We start from the raw sequence: 15,751 nt of genomic DNA, 5'->3' as shown, positions 1-15,751 counted from the left end.
TGAGGTCGCATGAGGCGTCATTCATATGGTCCTGACTTTCATTTTCATCTACACTCAACCCCCGTGCACGGAACGGTGCGGCGAGCGCCGACGGATGGGGGTGATCTGCTGTGGGCGGCCGGACGACCCGGCAGCGGCGGGCGGTCCTGCGGGAGCTCGCGGGCTGTCAGGACTTCGTGTCGGCCCAGGAGTTGCATACCCTGCTGGTCACCGGTGACCACTCGATCGGGCTGACGACCGTCTACCGCGCGCTGCGCGAACTTGAGGCGGACGGCGGTGTCGACGTCGTGCGCGACGAGACCGGCGGGCGGCTCTTCCTGCTGCGGCCTTCCGACGGTCACCGCCACTATCTGATCTGCCGCTGCTGCAGCCGTAGTCGGCCGGTGGACGCGGAGGTCGTCGAGCAGTGGGCTGCGAGCGTCGCCGCCGACACCGGCTATGTTGCGGTGGAGCACACTGTTGAACTCACCGGTCTGTGTGCCGAGTGCAGGCCGGCCACCGGCGACCAAGAAGGGGAACCGGAGCTGTCTTGCCACTGGAAGCCCGATCACCGGGACGACCCGGACCACCGGGGCCGAGCATCGTTCTCGCCGAACTCTCGGTGCGTCCCTCTCCCCGCCGGCCAGGACACAGGAGCCACATGACCGCCCCCGAGCGCCGTACCGAACGCGACCCCGGTGCGGTCCTGTGAACCGGTTCGGGACCCGGGCCGGAATCCGTGCCGCCGACCGGCCCTGCACGCTCGTCGTATGCCGCGGCTGCTGCTGCGGCAACCCGCGCAAGTACCCGGAGACGGACCACGCTTGGCAGCTCGACCGGCTGCGCGCGGAGGCCGCCGACTCGGGCGGGCGGTTCGCCGTCCGTACGACGGACTGCCTCGGCCCGTGCGGTCAGGCCAATGTCATCGTCGTCCAGCCCTCCACCGCCGGCCGCCGGGCCGGGGGCCGGGCGACCTGGATCGGCTTCGCGACGGACGACGACTGCACGGACGACCTGCTGCGCTGGGCCGCCGAGGGAGGTCCCGGAGTTGCGCAGCCGCCGGTGACGCTGGAGCTGCAGTTCATCCGCCCACCACGCGAGGCACGGGCCCGTGCGCGCCGGTGAGGAACGCCCAGAACGCACATCGACCCAGGTCGATGACATCGCAGAGCACGGCATACAACTGGGCACCGCTCAGGAAACTCTTCTGATCCCCCTGTACGGCCGCGCGGTGGAGAACCGCAAACAGGAGGCCGTCCTGCGCGACACCCGGGCCGAGGAGATCGTCGCGTCGGTCGATTACGACTTCGCCCGTTTCGACGACTTGCCCAGCCTGATCGGCTCGGTGCTGCGCACCGCCTTGTCCGATCGTGGGTGACCGAATTCCTCGACGTGCATCCCGCGGGCACGGTCGTGGAGCTCGGCAACTGCCCCCATAGACAGGACCTCAGTTGCCGTCGTCGTGCGCCGGGAACGCCTCCAGGAGGGAGAAGCCGCTCGTCGAGGGCAGCGGAGTCATGGTCGGGAAGGTGAAGCCGGCGCGCACGCACAGGGCACGGAAGTCGTCCCCGGTGCGTTCCCTGCCGCCGAGGTTGACGAGCATGTTCAGATCCCCGAGGTAGCCGCCCGCCAGGCCGGGGTCGACCCGGGCGGGCAGTACGCCTTCCACGACGAGCAGCCGGCCGTGCGCGGGGATCGCGTCGCGGATGTTGCGCAGGATGGCGACGCACTGCTCGTCGTCCCAGTCGTGCAGTACCGCCTTGAGGATGTACAGATCGCCGCCCTCGGGCACGGAGGTGAAGAAGTCGCCGGTGACCGCGCTGAAGCGGTCGGCCACTCCGGCCCGGTCCATCACCTCCGCCGCCTGCGCGAGGCCCGCGGCGGTGTCGTACACGGTGCCGCGAAGTCGCGGATGGCGTCGCATGACGAAGGCGAGGAGGGTGCCGTCGCCGCCGCCCACGTCGACCACCGTGCCGAAGCGGGAGAAGTCGTAGGCGTCCGGCAGCAGTTCGGCCGTGGTGCGGGAGGACTCCCCCATCGCCAGGTTGAACCGCGCGGAGAGCTCCTGGTCATCGGCGAGGTGGTCGAAGTAGCTCTTGCCGAAGATCTCCGGGAAGACCGGCCGTCCACTGCGCACCGCGTCGTCGAGCCGCTCCCAGCCGCGCACCATCAGCGGGTCCGTGAAGACATCGGCGAGGGCAGCCAGGGACCGGGGCGCGTCACGGCGCAGCGCGGCTCCCACCTCCGTCAGTGCGTACGCCCCGGCCCGCGGCTCGGTCAGCAGCCCCAGCGCGGTCAGAGCCCGCAACAGCCGGTGCGTGGCACCCGAGTCGGTCGCGCAGTCGGCGGCGATGTCCTTCGCCGTCCTGGTGTCCTCGCCGATCGCATCCATGATGCCCAGCCGCACGGCAGCACCCACGGTCTGGGCGGTGAAAGTGCCGTACAGGAGGCGGAGTACCGTGAAGCGCTCGCCGCCCCCGGCCTCGTCGGTCTGCGGTGAATGCTCCGCCGGCTCGGACCCTGCTGCGGTCCCGGTCTCCTCCACCGTTCTCAACTCCCGCCTTTTTCTGCCGAGTTCCTCCGTGCGGTCCCGTCCACGGAGATCGTACTTAGGTAAGGCTGACCTTTGCATCTTGCCCGGACAGTCGCCTGGCGCACGCACCGCTGGAGCGCCTCCTGCCCGGCCGTGGAGGGTGTGCCCGTCTGTGGAGAGGCGCGTGCCCGTGTCTGCGCGTTCACGCGACGGCCGGTCAACCGGTGTGGGGCTTCCGCACGGTGTTGACCCGGTTCACTCGTCGAGACCGGAAACGTCTGCCACGTCGGGGAGACCGGCCAGGTCTTACGTCTCGCTGGTGGCGAGGCCCACCGGGCCGTGCCACTCCGCCAGCAGCACGGTCGCGTCGTCGCTCAGCCGGCCCTCGTGATACTCCAGGTGATGCCGGATGAGCCGACGCAACGTCTCGGGAACCGTCCAGATGGACGATGCCGTGCCCGCGCACAACGGCCGGTTGCGGGTGGCCGCAGCACACCCACTCCAGCATGCCGGTGGTCACATCCAGTTCGGCCAGCACCGCGGTGACGAAGCGGTCGCCGGAGAACTCCGCCTCCCTGCGGGGCGAGCCACGGTGGACAGCCATAGGACCCCTGCACGACGCGGCAGCAGCGGGACAGACAGCAGGTCGAGCGTAAGCGCGGCCGTCGCACCCGGCACGACGAGCGCCTCGAGGGCGGCGCCAAGGAGCCTCGGCCTCGCTTCAGGCCGTCGGTGCTCAGCGGCCACGGCCCAGCCGCAGTACGCGGGCACACCAGCCGATGACCAGGGCGTTCACCAGGGCACCGAGGCCGACGGCGACGAAGAGCATGGAGATGTGGTCCGGCAGCGCGAGCACGATCAGGCTCACCGGTGCCGTGGCGAACAGCGGCACCACTCCGGCTATGGAGGCGTCGGGCTGGTCGCCGCTGCTCGCCACTACCGCCCAGATGACCAGGGCCGCGCACACGGCGAGGTAGATGTGGGCGAGAATGCCGCGGAACGCGTCACGCACGGTGCCCAGGGCGGGGTGGGTGGCGTCGGAGTCGGAACAGCCGTCCCTCTCGGCGCTGTTCACCGACGGAAGACGGCGACCGTGCGGGCGGGGACGGTGAAGGTGCCGGTGGCTTGCTCGTACGCCGACTGCTTCACCACCGGGTCGGCGCCGGCGGGCCTGTACGGGGTGAAGGGCGTATCCGCGCCCGGCGAGGCCCGGGAGGCGCTGGGTCTGCTGCCGTGGGGTCGCGTTGAGGACCAGCACCAGATCGTCCAGTTGTGCGGTGACCACGCCGGGGGTCTCCCCGGCCGCGGGGCCGGACAGTGGGAAGGAGAGGGAGCGCTGCACTTCGGCGGAGGTCTTCTTGCCGAAGGCGGGTTCGGTGGTACGGATGCGCACCAGGTCGCGGTAGGCGGCGGCGGTGGCGGTGATCTGTGCGCAGTCCGGCCGCAGCCGGGGATCGCTGAGCAGGGGCTTGGCGTACTGCCACTTCGCCTCGTTGTCGGGCGCCGGGGGCAGGCCGCGGCCGAAGCCGTTGCCGCGGTGGCAGTCCCAGTGCAGGGCGTTGAACCAGTCGCCCGAGTCGTAGGAGTTGCGGTCCAGCGACTTGGAGCGGAGCAGGTCGGAGCCCGCGTGGGAGAGCGCGGGGCCCTGGGAGAGGGCTGCGGTGGCCATGCCGAGCACCTGCATCCGGGCCCGGTCCGCGGGCCTGGTGCTCCGAGGCAGTTTGTAGGCGAGCGCGTCGTACAGCGTCTCGTTGTCGTGCGCGTCGGCGTAGGCGAGCGCATCGCCGGGCCGCTCGGCGTACCCGGCGGGGGCACCGTTGTAGTCGACCTCGGCGCCGGTGACGCGGCGACCGCGGGAGTCGGTGAAGTGGTAGTCGGCGAGGTTGCCGCTGAGCCCGACCTTGATCAGGTCCTGGTAGTGCAGCAGCCGTGCCCGCTGCTGTGCCGGACTGCCGTTGGCGGGTGAGGAGTTGGGGGCTGTGTAGAGACCGGAGGCGAAGCCCTGCACGCGCGGGTCCTCGTCGAAAGGGCCGCCGCCGCGGATCGCGTCGCGGGCCCGGTCGGAGAAGGTGGCGATGCCGGTGCCCGCCATGTTCTTCTGGGTGGCCTGGACGAACCGGGCGTCGTCGGCGACCTCGCCGAAGTTCCAGCCTTCGCCGTACAGGACGATGTTCTTGCCGTCCACACCGTCCCGGGCCGGGGTGAGTGCGTCCAGAGCGCGGCGTACGGCGAGGATGTTGGCCTTGGGATGGTGGCCCATCAGGTCGAAGCGGAAGCCGTCGACCTTGTAGTCGCGGGCCCAGCTGACCACCGAGTCCACGACCAGTTTGCCCATCATGGCGTGTTCGGGTGCGGTGTTGGCACAGCAGGTGGAGGTGGCGATGGTGCCGTCGGCGTTCAACCGGTGGTAGTAGCCCGGCACGATCCGGTCGAGGACGGAGCGCGGGTCCTGGCCGCCGGCCACGGTGTGGTTGTAGACGACGTCCATGACGGTACGCAGCCCGGCCCGGTTGAGGTTCTGCACCATGCCGCGGAATTCCCGGGTACGGGAGGGTCCGTCGGGCTGCGAAGCGTAGGAGCCCTCCGGGACGGTGTAGTGCTGCGGGTCGTAGCCCCAGTTGAAGGCGTCCTTCCCGGCGGTCTCGCGTACGCACTTCTGCTGCTGGTCGGAGTCGGGGGGCAGTGCGGCCAGGTCGCAGTCCGGCTGCTGCCGGTCCGCGCGCCGTTCCGGTACGGAGCTGAAGTCGAAGGCGGGCAGCAGATGTACGTGGGAGGTCCCGGCGCGGGCCAGCTTCCGCAGCTGCCGCATTCCGTCCGAGCCACGCTCCGCGAACGCCCGGTAGGTGCCCCGGTGGCGGGCGGTCACCGTGCGGTCGTCCCGGGAGAAGTCGCGGATGTGCAACTCCTGGATCTGCGCGTTCCGCAGGGCTGTGGGCGCCGGTTTCCGCAGCCGGGACCAGCCTGGTGGGGCGAGCCGTGGATCGCGGAGGTCGGTGGCGACGCTCCGTTCGGAGTCCGCGGTGAGGGCCGTTGAGTAGGGGTCGGTGACGTCGTTGGTGACGAGCTTCCCCGCGCTGGGCGACCACACTGTGACCCGGTAACGGTACGTGGCGGAACGCCAGTTGCCCTCGGCCCGCCAGATGCCGCTCGCCTCGTCCCGGCGCAGGGGTACGGACCGGCCCGCGACCAGTGCCCGTACGCTGCGTGCGGTCGGTGCCCAGAGGGCCAGGGAGGTGCGGCGACCGCCGTGGAAGGCCGGGCCGAGCCAGGCGTGCTTCGCCTTCCCCGCGTACAGATCGTCCAGGACGCCGGGCAGTTGGACGCCGGTGGCGGCCGACAGTTCGTCCGCTCCTGCCGTGGCCACGACCTGACCGCGCAACGCCTTGCGCAGTTCGTCCAGGTCCGGTTCGGATACGCGGTAGGCGTCGTATCCGTCGGCCAAGTGCGGCCATTTCGCCCGCTGTTCGGGGCTGAGGCCGCCTGGTACCCGCGTCAAAGGGATGGTGCGACCTCCGCCGCTGAGCCTGCCGTCCCGTACGGCGAGGTCGCCTTGAGGGTCGGTGACCAGCCGGTGGGGCGCCGCGGGATCACCCAGCGTCCTGGGCCAGGCCACGGTCGTGCGGTCGATCCATTGCACCCGCGCCGTGCCAAGGTCGGTGGTGTCCGGTGCCGCGCCGTCCCCGGCGGCGCGGGCCGGGACGCCGCCCAGCAGCGGCAGGGCGAGTACGGCCGCGAGCAGGGCTGTGCCGAGTCTCTGCACGGGCGGGACTCCTTCACTGGCGGGGCTGTTTCGCGGGTGATTTACGGGTCGCCACCGGTGACTTGACGGTGTGCTGAGTACGGCGTGGAACGTAACAGCTTGCTGAAAATTACGGAAGACTTTGCGCAGTGGGGTTCGTCGCGTGGGCCGAAGGCTTATGTACCTCCCTGCTCGAAGGGCTTGGTCGAGCACCCGCAGCCTGCGGACGTCGGGCAGGGACACCCGGCGCCCTCCGGAAGTCAGTCCCAGGCATTGAAGAGCACCCCGCCCAACGTGGTGACGCCGAAGTAGCGGATCTCCCGCCACTCGCCCTGGCTCAGCACGGAGGTGTCGACATCCGTAAGGGGCATACCGAGCTGCTCACGACCAAGTACCACGAACCCCGCCTGCTCGAAGGCGCGAGCCCAGGGCGGAGGTGCAAGGAACTCCTCGGTGTACCAGTGCCGGCGTTCCCGCACGAATGCGATACAGGGATGGTGTGCGTGGCACAGGAGGATGTGCTCGCCTGTGTCGTCGACGATCGCCGCTGTGTGGAACGTCCGAGGGTAGACACGTTCCTCCAGCTCGCCCACCTTCCCTCCGGCGGCGCGGGCGGCTGCGTACAGCCCGGTGCGGAGGGTGCGGAGATCCGTCTCGGGAAGCGGCCCGTTCTGCGGGCTGAAGAATCCGGTCGCTCCTCGCGGCAGGGCGAACCCTGGCTTCTCGTCACCGGGCCCCGGGCCGTCGCCTGGCCGCATCCCACCACTCCCTTCCCCTCGGCTGAGGCGCCCCGCGTTCCCCTTTCATGGCATGGCCCTAACCCATGGCCCTGGTCCAGTGGTCGATGGAGGTGACGTCGCCCCGGCGGGGGAAGACCCGTTCGATGAGCATCTGATGCAGTTCCGGATCGGGGTCGGCGCAGCCGTCGGCAAGGAAGGTCAGCCGGTAATCGAGGTCGGCTGCCTGGCAGGTGGTGGCGAGGACGACGCCGCCGGTGGCGATGCCTGCGAGCACGAGGTGGTCGATCCCGTTGGCCGCCAGGATCTGCCGCAGGTCGTTGCCGGAGAAGGCGGAAGCACGGTTCTTGGTCACGACGATCTCACCGTCGAGCGGCGCGACGTCCGGGTGGATGGCGGCCGCGGGGTCGCTGTCGGTGAACGCTTCGGGGGCGAAGGACGACAGCATCCGGTTGTGGGGGTGCACCTCGGGATGGCCGGGACGAAGGCCGAACGCGACGTGCACCACCGGGATGCCCGCAGCCCGTGCCGCGCCGATCGCGGAGGCGACACGGGCCAGGTAGCCGGGGTCGGGAATGTGGGGAACATGCCCCTGCTGAAGGTCCATGGCGAGCAGAGCGGTGTCGGGCACAGGATCGGGCTCCTTCCGGTGTTCGGCGTCGGACGCGCCGATCCCATCAGTACCCGCCGCCCCTGTACGCGCGGAACCCGGTCTGCGCGACAGCGCGCGCGGAACCCCGTCTGCGCGACAGCGCAGGAGGCTGCGGAGTCAGTGCCGGGCGAGGCGGCCCTTGCTGCGCATCGCGGCGGCGACGCGTTCCTCGGCGAGGCGGCGGCCGGCGAGGTGAGGCGTGGTGGCGCCGTGCCGAGCGGCTTCGAGGACGGCCAGGGCATTTGCGCGGAGCCGCTGGGAGACCGTTTCGAAGATGGCAGCGCTCTCGGGGCGGAAGCCGGAGTAGCGGGCGTCCATGGCGAAGGCGGCTGCGACGACGCCGCCCGCGTTGGCGATGAAGTCCGGTACGACAGTGATCCCGCGCTCGGCGAGAATGGTCTGCGCCTGGGGGGAGGTGGGCAGGTTGGCGCCCTCCACCACCAGCCTGGCCTTGATCCGGTGGGCCGTTGCCTCGTCGATGACGTCCTGGAGCGCTGCCGGTACCAAGACGTCGCAGTCAACGGTGAGTTCCTGCCCTGGCGGCAGAAGGGTGCCCTGGTGGTGCCGGGAGACGAAGGCGTCGCCGTGTTCTTCGCGCGCGGCCCGCAGCGCGTGCACATCGAGTCCGCTGGGGTCGTGGAGGGCGCCCCGGGCCGTGGAGACGGCGACGATCGTGGCACCGAGCTCCGCGAAGCGCAGGGCGGCGGCATGGCCGACGGCTCCGAAGCCCTGTACGGCCACCCGGGAGCCGCTGAGCGGCAGTTCGAGATGCCCGGCTGCGGCGTCCGCTGCCTCGGCGACTCCGTAGCCGGTCACTCCGAGCTTGTCGTAGGCGACTCCGCCGAGGTGTCCCGGGGTGCCGACCGCGGCGCCGCGGTCGCCGAGTTCGTCCTGGATGACGGCAGCGTCGTCCTCGGTCAGTCCCATGTCGAGCCCCATGACGTATTCGCGCGGCACCTCGTTGGACAGGGCACGCGCGAAGGCCCGCAGGACGGCTTCCTTGTCGGGAGAGGCAGGGTCCGCGACGATGCCCGCTTTGGCTCCCCCGTAGAAGAGATCGACCCCGGCCCACTTCCAGGTCATGACCCGGGCCAGCCGGGCGATCTCCCCCACGGAGACGTTCGGCCCCATACGGGTGCCGCCCTTGCCCACTCCGCGAGCCGTGTTGTCGATGACCAGCACGCCTTTCATGCCGGTGCGGCGGTGGGAGACGACGACGATCTTTTCGGGGCCCCAGTCGTCGACGAGGGAGAGGGCGTCGGTCACGGTGCGGATCCTTGTCTCTTGGAAGGGATTCAGGAACGGGTGGGCAGGGCGCGGGCCATCAGTTGCGCGAGGTGGGTGCCGCTGCGCTCGGTCTGCTGGGCGATCTGGGTGCGGCAGCTGAAGCCGTCGGCCAGCACGACGGTGTCCGGCGCGGCGGCGCGTACGGCGGGCAGCAGGACCTCTTCGCCGGCCGCGACCGAAACGTCGTAATGGCCGCGTTCGAAGCCGAAGTTGCCCGCGAGCCCGCAGCAGCCGGAGTCCAGGACGCTGTTGCTGACTCCCATGGCCGCGAGCAGGGTGCTGTCGGCGCCGAAGCCGCTGGTCGCGTGCTGATGGCAGTGGGTCTGGCTGATGGCTCGGGCCTCGATGCTGGGTGGTTGCCAGCCGGGGGTGTGGTGGACGAGGAGTTCGGACAGGGTGCGGGTGCTCTGCGCGAGGGTCCGCGCTTCGGCGTTGCCGTCGAGGAGTTCGGGCAGGTCCGTCCGCAGTGCTGCGGTGCAGCTGGGTTCCAGACCTACGACGGGGATCCCGGCGCGGGTGAGGGGCGCGAGCGCGGTGACGGTACGGCGGGCGATCCGACGAGCCACGCCGAGCTGCCCGGTGGTGATCCAGGTCAGCCCGCAGCACTGGGTGCCGTCGGGGACCTGGACGGTGTAGCCGGCATGCTCCAGTACCTCGACGCCGGCCTTGAGCACCTCGGGGGTGAAGTGGTTGTTGAAGGAGTCCACCCACAGCACGACGGGCCCGCGGTGGCCGTCGCCCCGGGCGGAACGCGTGCGGAACCAGGAGAGGAAGGTCCGGTCGGCGAAGCGCGGAACCTCCCGCTCGGCGGCGATGCCGCCGAGGCGTTTGACCGCCGGTGCCAGCCGGGACGCGGTCACCGCGTTGACCAGCCGGGGCACGCGTGCGGCTGCCCGGGAGAGCAGCGGCAGCCAGCCCATGGAGTAGTGGGAGGCAGGGCGCAGGCGCCGCCGGTAGTGGTGGTGCAGGAACTCCGACTTGTAGGTGGCCATGTCCACGCCCACCGGGCAGTCGGTGCTGCATCCCTTGCAGGACAGGCACAGATCGAGCGCGTCACGCACCTCGGTGGACCGCCACCCGTCGGTGATCACTTCGCCCTGGGTCATTTCGTACAGCAGCCGGGCACGGCCCCGGGTGGAGTCCTTCTCGTTCCCGGTGACGCGGTAGCTGGGGCACATGACGCCGCCCCCACCGGGCGTGGCCGTACGGCATCTGCCGACGCCGACGCATCTGCGGGTGGCCTTGGCGAAGTCGCCGTCGTCGGCATGGAACGGGAAGACGGTGGTCAGCGGCAATGGCGTGCGGTGCGGGCTGACGCGCAGGTTGCCGTCGACGGGCAGCGGATCGACGATCATTCCGGGGTTCAGGCCGTTGTCGGGGTCCCATGCGGCCTTGAACTGCTCGAACAGCGCGATGACAGCGGGCTTGTACATCAGCGGCAGCAGCTCCGAGCGTGCCTGTCCGTCGCCGTGTTCTCCCGAGAGTGAGCCACCGTGAGCGGCGACGAGTTTCGCGGCGTCGGTGACGAAGGAGCGGAAGACGGCGGTGCCGTGCTCGGTGGCCAGGTCGAAGTTGATGCGTACATGCAGGCAGCCCTCGCCGAAGTGGCCGTAGACGGCTCCCTGCAGCCGGTGCTGCTGGAGGAGGTCGGTGAACTGACGCAGGTAGGAGCCCAGTTGTCCGGGCGGTACGGCGGCGTCCTCCCAGCCGGGCCAGGCTTCGGCTCCCCCGGGCAGCCGCGTGGCCAGGCCGGCGCCGTCCTCGCGGATCCGCCACAGTTGCCGGGCCCGCGCCGGGTCGGTGACGACTTCGCTGCTGGTGAAGCCGGCGGTGCGGCCCGCTGCCGAGGCGAGTTCCGCAGCGCGCGCGGGCAGTTCGTCCTCCGTGCCGCCGAGTTCGGCGAACAGCCAGGCCCGGGCGCGGGGCAGGGTGTCGATCGCCTGCCGGGTCTCGGGCCTGCTGACGATGTCGGTCAGGGCCTGGTCCAGCCCTTCCAGGGCCAGCAGCCGGTGCTGAAGGAGGCCGGGGACCGCGTCGGCTGCGGCACAGGCGTCCTGGTAGCCGAGCACGACCAGGGCCCGCGCCGGTGGGGGCGTCACGAGACGGACCGTGGCGGAGAGGATGAGCGCGAGGGTCCCTTCGCTGCCGACCAGCGCCCTGGCGAGGTTGAAGCGGCGCTCCGGCAGCAGCTGTTCCAGGGCGTAGCCGGACACCTGCCGGGGGAAGCGCCCGAGCTCCGTACGCAGCGTCGCCAGGTTGCTCTCGGCCAGCCGGTGCAGGGATGCGATGAGCTCTCCCCGTTCGCCGCCGGCGGCGACGGCCTCGTCGATCTCGGCCCGCGTCATCTCGCCCAGGCGCAGGACTGTGCCCCGGTAGGTGACCACCTCCAGCTCCACGACGTTCTCCGCGGTGCGTCCCCAGGCCACGGAGTGCGAGCCGCACGCGTTGTTGCCGATCATCCCGCCCAGCGTGCAGCGGCTGTGGGTCGACGGGTCGGCGCCGAACAGCAGCCCGTGCCGGGCAGCGGCCTGCTGGAGGTCGTCCAGGACGATGCCCGGCTGCACCGTGGCGGTGCGGTCGGCCGGGTCCAGTGCGAGCAGGCGGTTGAAGTAGCGGGAGAAATCGATGACCACGCCGGAGCCGACGGCCTGGCCCGAGGTGCTGGTGCCCGCGCCCCGGGAGGTGATGGGTACGCCCAGGCGGCGGCAGACGGCGAGGGTGTTGAGCACGTGCTGCCGCTCGCCGGGGAAGACCACGGCCAGCGGGATCTGCCGGTAGTTGGACGCGTCGGCCGAGTACGCGGCGCGGCTTCCCGCGTCGCCGTGCACTTCCCCGCAGCCGCCCCGGCCGAGCGCCTCGGTGACAGTTTCCGCGTCGGAAGGGTCCGGGAGTTGCGCTGTCGCGGGCACTGCGGTCACTGCGGTCGCTCCTTCTCGCTCCACGGTCGTGTTCGACCCGTCCACGCCACGATCTGCGTCCGCCGGCCGAGCCACAAGGCCCAGCAGCACGAAAGAATTGAGCGCCGAGACGAAGGAACGCTTACCCTGGCCCTGGCCCTGGCCCTGGCCCTGGCCTGACCCCGGCCCCGGCCACGTCGCCGTCCCATCCCCCGCTCCCACCCGTCGCCCCAGGAGGACCCGTTGCTCAAGCCCTCACATCTGCTCACCCTGCGGGCTGTCGTACGCAGCGGCTCGTTCGTCGTGGCCGCCCGCGAGCTGGGCTACACCGCCTCCGCGATCTCGCAGCAGATCTCGGCGCTGGAGAAGGAGACGGGCCTGACGTTGTTCGAGCGGGAGGCGCACGGGGTCCGGGCGACCTCGGCGGCTCATCGGCTGGTGGATCTCAGCGTCCCGGTGCTGGCCGCCCTGGACGACCTGGACCACCAGGTGCAGCAACTCGCCACCGGCGCCACCGGTCGGCTGAGGCTGGGCAGTTTCCCCACCGCCGGTGTCCGGCTGGTGCCCGCTGCGCTGTCCGAACTGGCCCGGACGCACCCGCGGGCGCAGATCGAGCTCGAGGAGGGAGAGCCGGACGAACTCGTGGCCGCACTCAGCGACGGTGAGCTGGATGTGGCCTTGGTGTACGAGTACGGCCTCGTCCCCCGGCAGTGGCCCGAGGGCCTGAGCTGCCACGCTCTGCTGCAGGAGGATCTCGTTCTTCTCCGGGCCCGGGACAGCGGCTTGAGCAGCCGCCTGGCCGGGCTGTCCCGGGCCCGGTGGATCACCAGCAGGGAAGGCACGGCCGGGGCGCTCACCGTCGTACGGCTGTGCGCGGCGGCCGGCTTCGAGGCGTCGGTCGCCTTCCGCAGCAACAACTACGACGTCGTACGGGAGTTGGTCTCCACCGGCCTCGGGGTGGCGGTCGTGCCCGCTCTCGGGCACGCCCCCGATACGGCGGTCGAGGCCACCCGGCTCACTGCTCGCGCGGCGTTCCGGCGGGTGCTGGCCCTGCACCGCAGCGAGAACAGCAATCCGCTGCTCGGCCGGATGCTGCGTTCCTTGCGGAGCGCGGTGCCTCAGGGGGAGCCGTTTGTGCACCCGGTGCGGGACGGCTCCGCCTAGGGTTTCGCCCGGCGGCCCTTGTGCTGGCGAGGGGGTGCCCCTGCCTGCCCGACGCAAGCTGCCGGTGCTCCCCCAAGCTCTTCGAGCAGGGAGGTACACCCATGGCTGGTCGCACAGTTCCCCGCGCCCCTTACGGGGCGCGCGTTATGGAGTCGGCGTGGGGGCCGGTTCAGGCTCCGCGGAGTCGGACATGTCGTCGAGGGCGTCCAGGTCGACCGAATCGCCGGGCATCACCTGGCGGGTGCGGCGGTAGCCGTACGCGGCGTAGATGACGAGACCGACCACGAGCCAGCCTCCCAGTCGCACCCAGGTGTCCCACTGCAGGAACGACATCAGCCAGACGGAGAAGAGGATGCCGAGGACGGGGACCACCGGCATTCCGGGGCAGCGGAACCCGCGCTTGAGGTGCGGTTTCCGGTAGCGCAGGATCAGCACGGCCGCGCACACCACCATGAAGGCCAGCAGTACGCCGATGTTGGTCAGTTCGGCCACGGCATGGATCGGCAGTACGCCGGCGAGCAGCGCGGAGACGGCTCCGATGATCCAGGTGGCACGGTGCGGAACCTTGCGCTTGGGGTGGATGGCGCCGAACCAGGCCGGCATCAGTCCGTCCCGGCTGAGGGCGTACCACAGGCGCGAGGCGCCCATCATGAAGGAGAACGTCACCGTGACGATGCCGACGACAGCGCCGACCGCGACGACGTTGGCCAGCCCGCTCATCCCCACGCTCGCCAGGGCGCTGGAGATGCCGCTCTTGGGGTTGAGCTCGCTGTAGTGCTGGAGTCCGGTGAGCACGATGCAGACGAGAACGTAGAGCGCCATGGAGATGCCCAGTGACAGCATCATGGCCTTCGGCAGTTTGCGGCGGGCCTCGACCGACTCCTCGGCGGCGGTGCTCAACGCGTCATAGCCGAAGACGGCGAAGAAGACGGTAGCCGCACCGGTGAAAGCGCCGCCGAGCCCGAACGGTGCGAAGGGGTGCAGATTACCGGTGTTGATCTTGGTGAAGCCGACCACGATCACCAGCAGCACGATGGCGATCTTGATGATGGTCAGCACCGTCTCCACGCGGGCCGAGGTGCGGGTCCCGCGGGTCAGCAGCCAGGCGACGGCCAGGCAGATCACGACCGCCAGCAGGTCGATCCGGTGGCCGTCCCCGGTGCCGGGGGCGCCCAGCGCCCAGGTCGGCAGATGGAGGCCGACGGCGTTCAGCAGGAAGTCGAGGTAGCCGGACATGCCGATCGCGACGACCGCGACGATCGCGGTGTACTCCAGCAGCAGGTCCCACCCCACGATCCAGCCCACGACCTCCCCGAGGACCGCGGCGCAGTAGGTGTAGGAGGAGCCGGCCTTGGGGACCATGCCGGCGAACTCGGCGTAGGCGAAGGCAGCGCACAGCGACGCGGCCCCGGCCACCAGGAACGAGATCAATACCGCGGGGCCCGCGGTGTCCCTGGCGACGGCCGCCGCCAGGCTGAAGATGCCGGCCCCGATGATGGCGCCGACGCCGATCATCGTCAGCTGGGTCAGCCCGAGGGTGCGCACCATGCGCTCGCCTGCGGGCTGCTCGGAGGGAAGGGTTCGTCTGAAGATTCCCCGGGGTCCCTTCCCCAGCAACAGGGGAAGGCCAGGCTTCGAGGGGTGCTTGGTGGACATCGCTCGCTCCATGGGAGGCAACGGCGACACGAAGGGCCGCCGCCGTGGCGTGGGTCACCACTGGCCGGAAACCCTCGCTCAGCGCCTGCCGCCCGGGAAGACGTAGCAGCGCGACAACTTCCGCCCCTCAGGGCAAGGAACGCTGAGCCTGCCCCTCTCCCCCTCGGGCTCCGACCGCTGCACGCAGCACCTCCACCAGAGCCGCCACCGTGGGGCGGTGCTGCGCGAAGGACCGGAAGACGACCACGATGTGGCGCTCCATGGTTTCGCGCAGCCCGATGACATCGATACGTGAGGCGCGCAGCCGCAGCATCAGGTCCGTCACCACGCTCACCCCCACGCCGGTCTCGACCAGGGCCAGGGTCGCGGCCGTGTCGGTCACCTCGTGCAGCACCGAGGGCTCGAAGCCGGCCCGGCGGCAGACGGTGAGCACGGCGCGGCCGTAGTAGCTGTCGGCCGACGGCAGGATCCACCCCAGCTCCCCCGCCTCCGTGAGGGAGACCGTCTTACGGCCGGCCATGGCGCCGGCCGGGACCGCGAGGGAGAACCGCTCCCGGGACAACGGCATCACACACAGGGACGGGTCGCGCGGAATGGGCACGTCCGGGTAGTCCAGCCCCAGGGCCAGATCCACCGCACCGCCGGCCACCGCGTCGTACACGTCGTCCACGTCCATGTCCCGGCTGCGCACGGTCAGGCCGGGGTGCATCTCCCGGGCACGCCGCAGCGCCGGCGGGAGGATCTCGGCGGCGGCCGTGGTGAAGAGCCCGACCCGCAGCGTCCCGGAGATCTCGGTGCGGGTGCGCTCCAGCGCCTCGACGGCCTCGGCCTCCGTGGCCAGGATGCGCTCGGCGTGCCGGGCGAGCGTCATGCCCGCGTCGGTCAGTTCGACGCGGCGCCCCACCCGACGCAGCAGCTCCATGCCCGTGGACTTCTCCAGCGCGGCAATTTGCTGCGACACCCCGCCGGGGGTGTACCCCAGGGCCTGCGCCACCGCGGTGACGGTTCCCCGGCGGGTCAGCTCGACCAGCGAACGGAGCTGGGCGCTCGTCCATTCCATATAGGCATCGTAAACAAAAGCGCGCAGAAACTGTTCATGGACGTCAA

Annotated in this window: 12 protein-coding genes and 2 pseudogenes; 4 read left to right on the top strand and 10 right to left on the bottom strand. The window is 70.7% G+C overall.

Annotation, left to right across the window (positions count from 1 at the left end; genetic code table 11):
- The first annotated feature begins 110 nt into the window (after positions 1 to 110).
- The 3 genes from ACTWQF_RS17040 to ACTWQF_RS17030 are packed head-to-tail and all read left to right on the top strand — an operon-like array spanning position 111 to position 1,357.
- A complete protein-coding gene (locus ACTWQF_RS17040) occupies positions 111 to 644 on the top strand; it encodes a Fur family transcriptional regulator (protein WP_443280246.1) in 534 nt (177 codons plus the stop codon).
- 43 nt (positions 645 to 687) lie between these two features.
- The gene (locus ACTWQF_RS17035; RefSeq protein WP_443280245.1) at positions 688 to 1,104 is read left to right on the top strand and encodes a (2Fe-2S) ferredoxin domain-containing protein; all 417 of its coding nucleotides are present in this window, start codon (positions 688 to 690) and stop codon (positions 1,102 to 1,104) included.
- Positions 1,091 to 1,357 carry a hypothetical protein gene (locus ACTWQF_RS17030; RefSeq protein WP_443280244.1) on the top strand — a complete coding sequence of 89 codons (267 nt, stop codon included), beginning with the start codon at positions 1,091 to 1,093 and terminating at the stop codon, positions 1,355 to 1,357. The genes ACTWQF_RS17035 and ACTWQF_RS17030 overlap by 14 nt, the downstream gene beginning before the upstream one ends.
- Positions 1,358 to 1,426: 69 nt before the next feature.
- Here ACTWQF_RS17030 and ACTWQF_RS17025 read toward each other — a convergent pair whose 3' ends face one another.
- The 8 genes and pseudogenes from ACTWQF_RS17025 to ACTWQF_RS16990 all read right to left on the bottom strand — a co-directional run bounded on the left by ACTWQF_RS17025 (position 1,427) and on the right by ACTWQF_RS16990 (position 11,836).
- Positions 1,427 to 2,524, bottom strand: a complete 1,098-nt coding sequence (locus ACTWQF_RS17025) for a methyltransferase (protein ID WP_443280243.1) — start codon at positions 2,522 to 2,524, stop codon at positions 1,427 to 1,429.
- 490 nt (positions 2,525 to 3,014) lie between these two features.
- A pseudogene (locus ACTWQF_RS17020) lies at positions 3,015 to 3,116 on the bottom strand (hypothetical protein); the annotation flags it as partial.
- 132 nt (positions 3,117 to 3,248) lie between these two features.
- Entirely contained in the window at positions 3,249 to 3,524 is a 276-nt protein-coding gene (locus ACTWQF_RS17015) for an SCO4225 family membrane protein (RefSeq protein WP_443280539.1), read from the bottom strand.
- A gap of 59 nt (positions 3,525 to 3,583) precedes the next feature.
- A pseudogene (gene pulA, locus ACTWQF_RS17010) lies at positions 3,584 to 6,224 on the bottom strand (pullulanase-type alpha-1,6-glucosidase); the annotation flags it as partial.
- A gap of 287 nt (positions 6,225 to 6,511) precedes the next feature.
- Entirely contained in the window at positions 6,512 to 7,009 is a 498-nt protein-coding gene (locus ACTWQF_RS17005; RefSeq protein WP_443280242.1) for a hypothetical protein, read from the bottom strand.
- A gap of 58 nt (positions 7,010 to 7,067) precedes the next feature.
- Positions 7,068 to 7,619: a cysteine hydrolase family protein gene (locus tag ACTWQF_RS17000; RefSeq protein WP_443280241.1), complete on the bottom strand. Its 552-nt coding sequence runs from the start codon at positions 7,617 to 7,619 to the stop codon at positions 7,068 to 7,070.
- 138 nt (positions 7,620 to 7,757) lie between these two features.
- On the bottom strand, positions 7,758 to 8,906 hold the full coding sequence (locus tag ACTWQF_RS16995) for a Glu/Leu/Phe/Val family dehydrogenase (protein WP_443280240.1): 1,149 nt from the start codon (positions 8,904 to 8,906) through the stop codon (positions 7,758 to 7,760).
- A 29-nt stretch (positions 8,907 to 8,935) separates the two neighbouring features.
- Positions 8,936 to 11,836, bottom strand: coding sequence for an FAD-binding and (Fe-S)-binding domain-containing protein (locus tag ACTWQF_RS16990; RefSeq protein ID WP_443280538.1), 2,901 nt, complete (start codon positions 11,834 to 11,836; stop codon positions 8,936 to 8,938).
- 231 nt (positions 11,837 to 12,067) lie between these two features.
- Here ACTWQF_RS16990 and ACTWQF_RS16985 point away from each other — a divergent pair, with 231 nt between their 5' ends.
- Positions 12,068 to 12,988 (top strand): LysR substrate-binding domain-containing protein, encoded by a 921-nt coding sequence (locus ACTWQF_RS16985; RefSeq protein WP_443280239.1) that lies wholly within the window; start codon positions 12,068 to 12,070, stop codon positions 12,986 to 12,988.
- A 144-nt stretch (positions 12,989 to 13,132) separates the two neighbouring features.
- Here ACTWQF_RS16985 and ACTWQF_RS16980 read toward each other — a convergent pair whose 3' ends face one another.
- Positions 13,133 to 14,536: an amino acid permease gene (locus tag ACTWQF_RS16980; RefSeq protein ID WP_443280238.1), complete on the bottom strand. Its 1,404-nt coding sequence runs from the start codon at positions 14,534 to 14,536 to the stop codon at positions 13,133 to 13,135.
- 235 nt (positions 14,537 to 14,771) lie between these two features.
- A complete protein-coding gene (locus ACTWQF_RS16975) occupies positions 14,772 to 15,704 on the bottom strand; it encodes a LysR substrate-binding domain-containing protein (protein WP_443280237.1) in 933 nt (310 codons plus the stop codon).
- Positions 15,705 to 15,751 lie beyond the last annotated feature (47 nt).

It is taken from the genome of Streptomyces sp. 8N114, assembly GCF_052245835.1.
Classification (GTDB): Bacteria; Actinomycetota; Actinomycetes; order Streptomycetales; family Streptomycetaceae; genus Streptomyces.
The sequence above is the reverse complement of the archived record's forward strand: the minus strand, read 5'-3'. Positions and strand labels throughout refer to the sequence as shown.

Excerpts from the sequence above, each read along its gene's own strand:
- ACTWQF_RS17005 (WP_443280242.1), bottom strand. The coding sequence starts at position 7,009 with ATGCGGCCAGGCGACGGCCCGGGGCCCGGTGACGAGAAGCCAGGGTTC.
- ACTWQF_RS16980 (WP_443280238.1), bottom strand. The coding sequence starts at position 14,536 with ATGGTGCGCACCCTCGGGCTGACCCAGCTGACGATGATCGGCGTCGGC.
- ACTWQF_RS16975 (WP_443280237.1), bottom strand. The coding sequence starts at position 15,704 with ATGGAATGGACGAGCGCCCAGCTCCGTTCGCTGGTCGAGCTGACCCGC.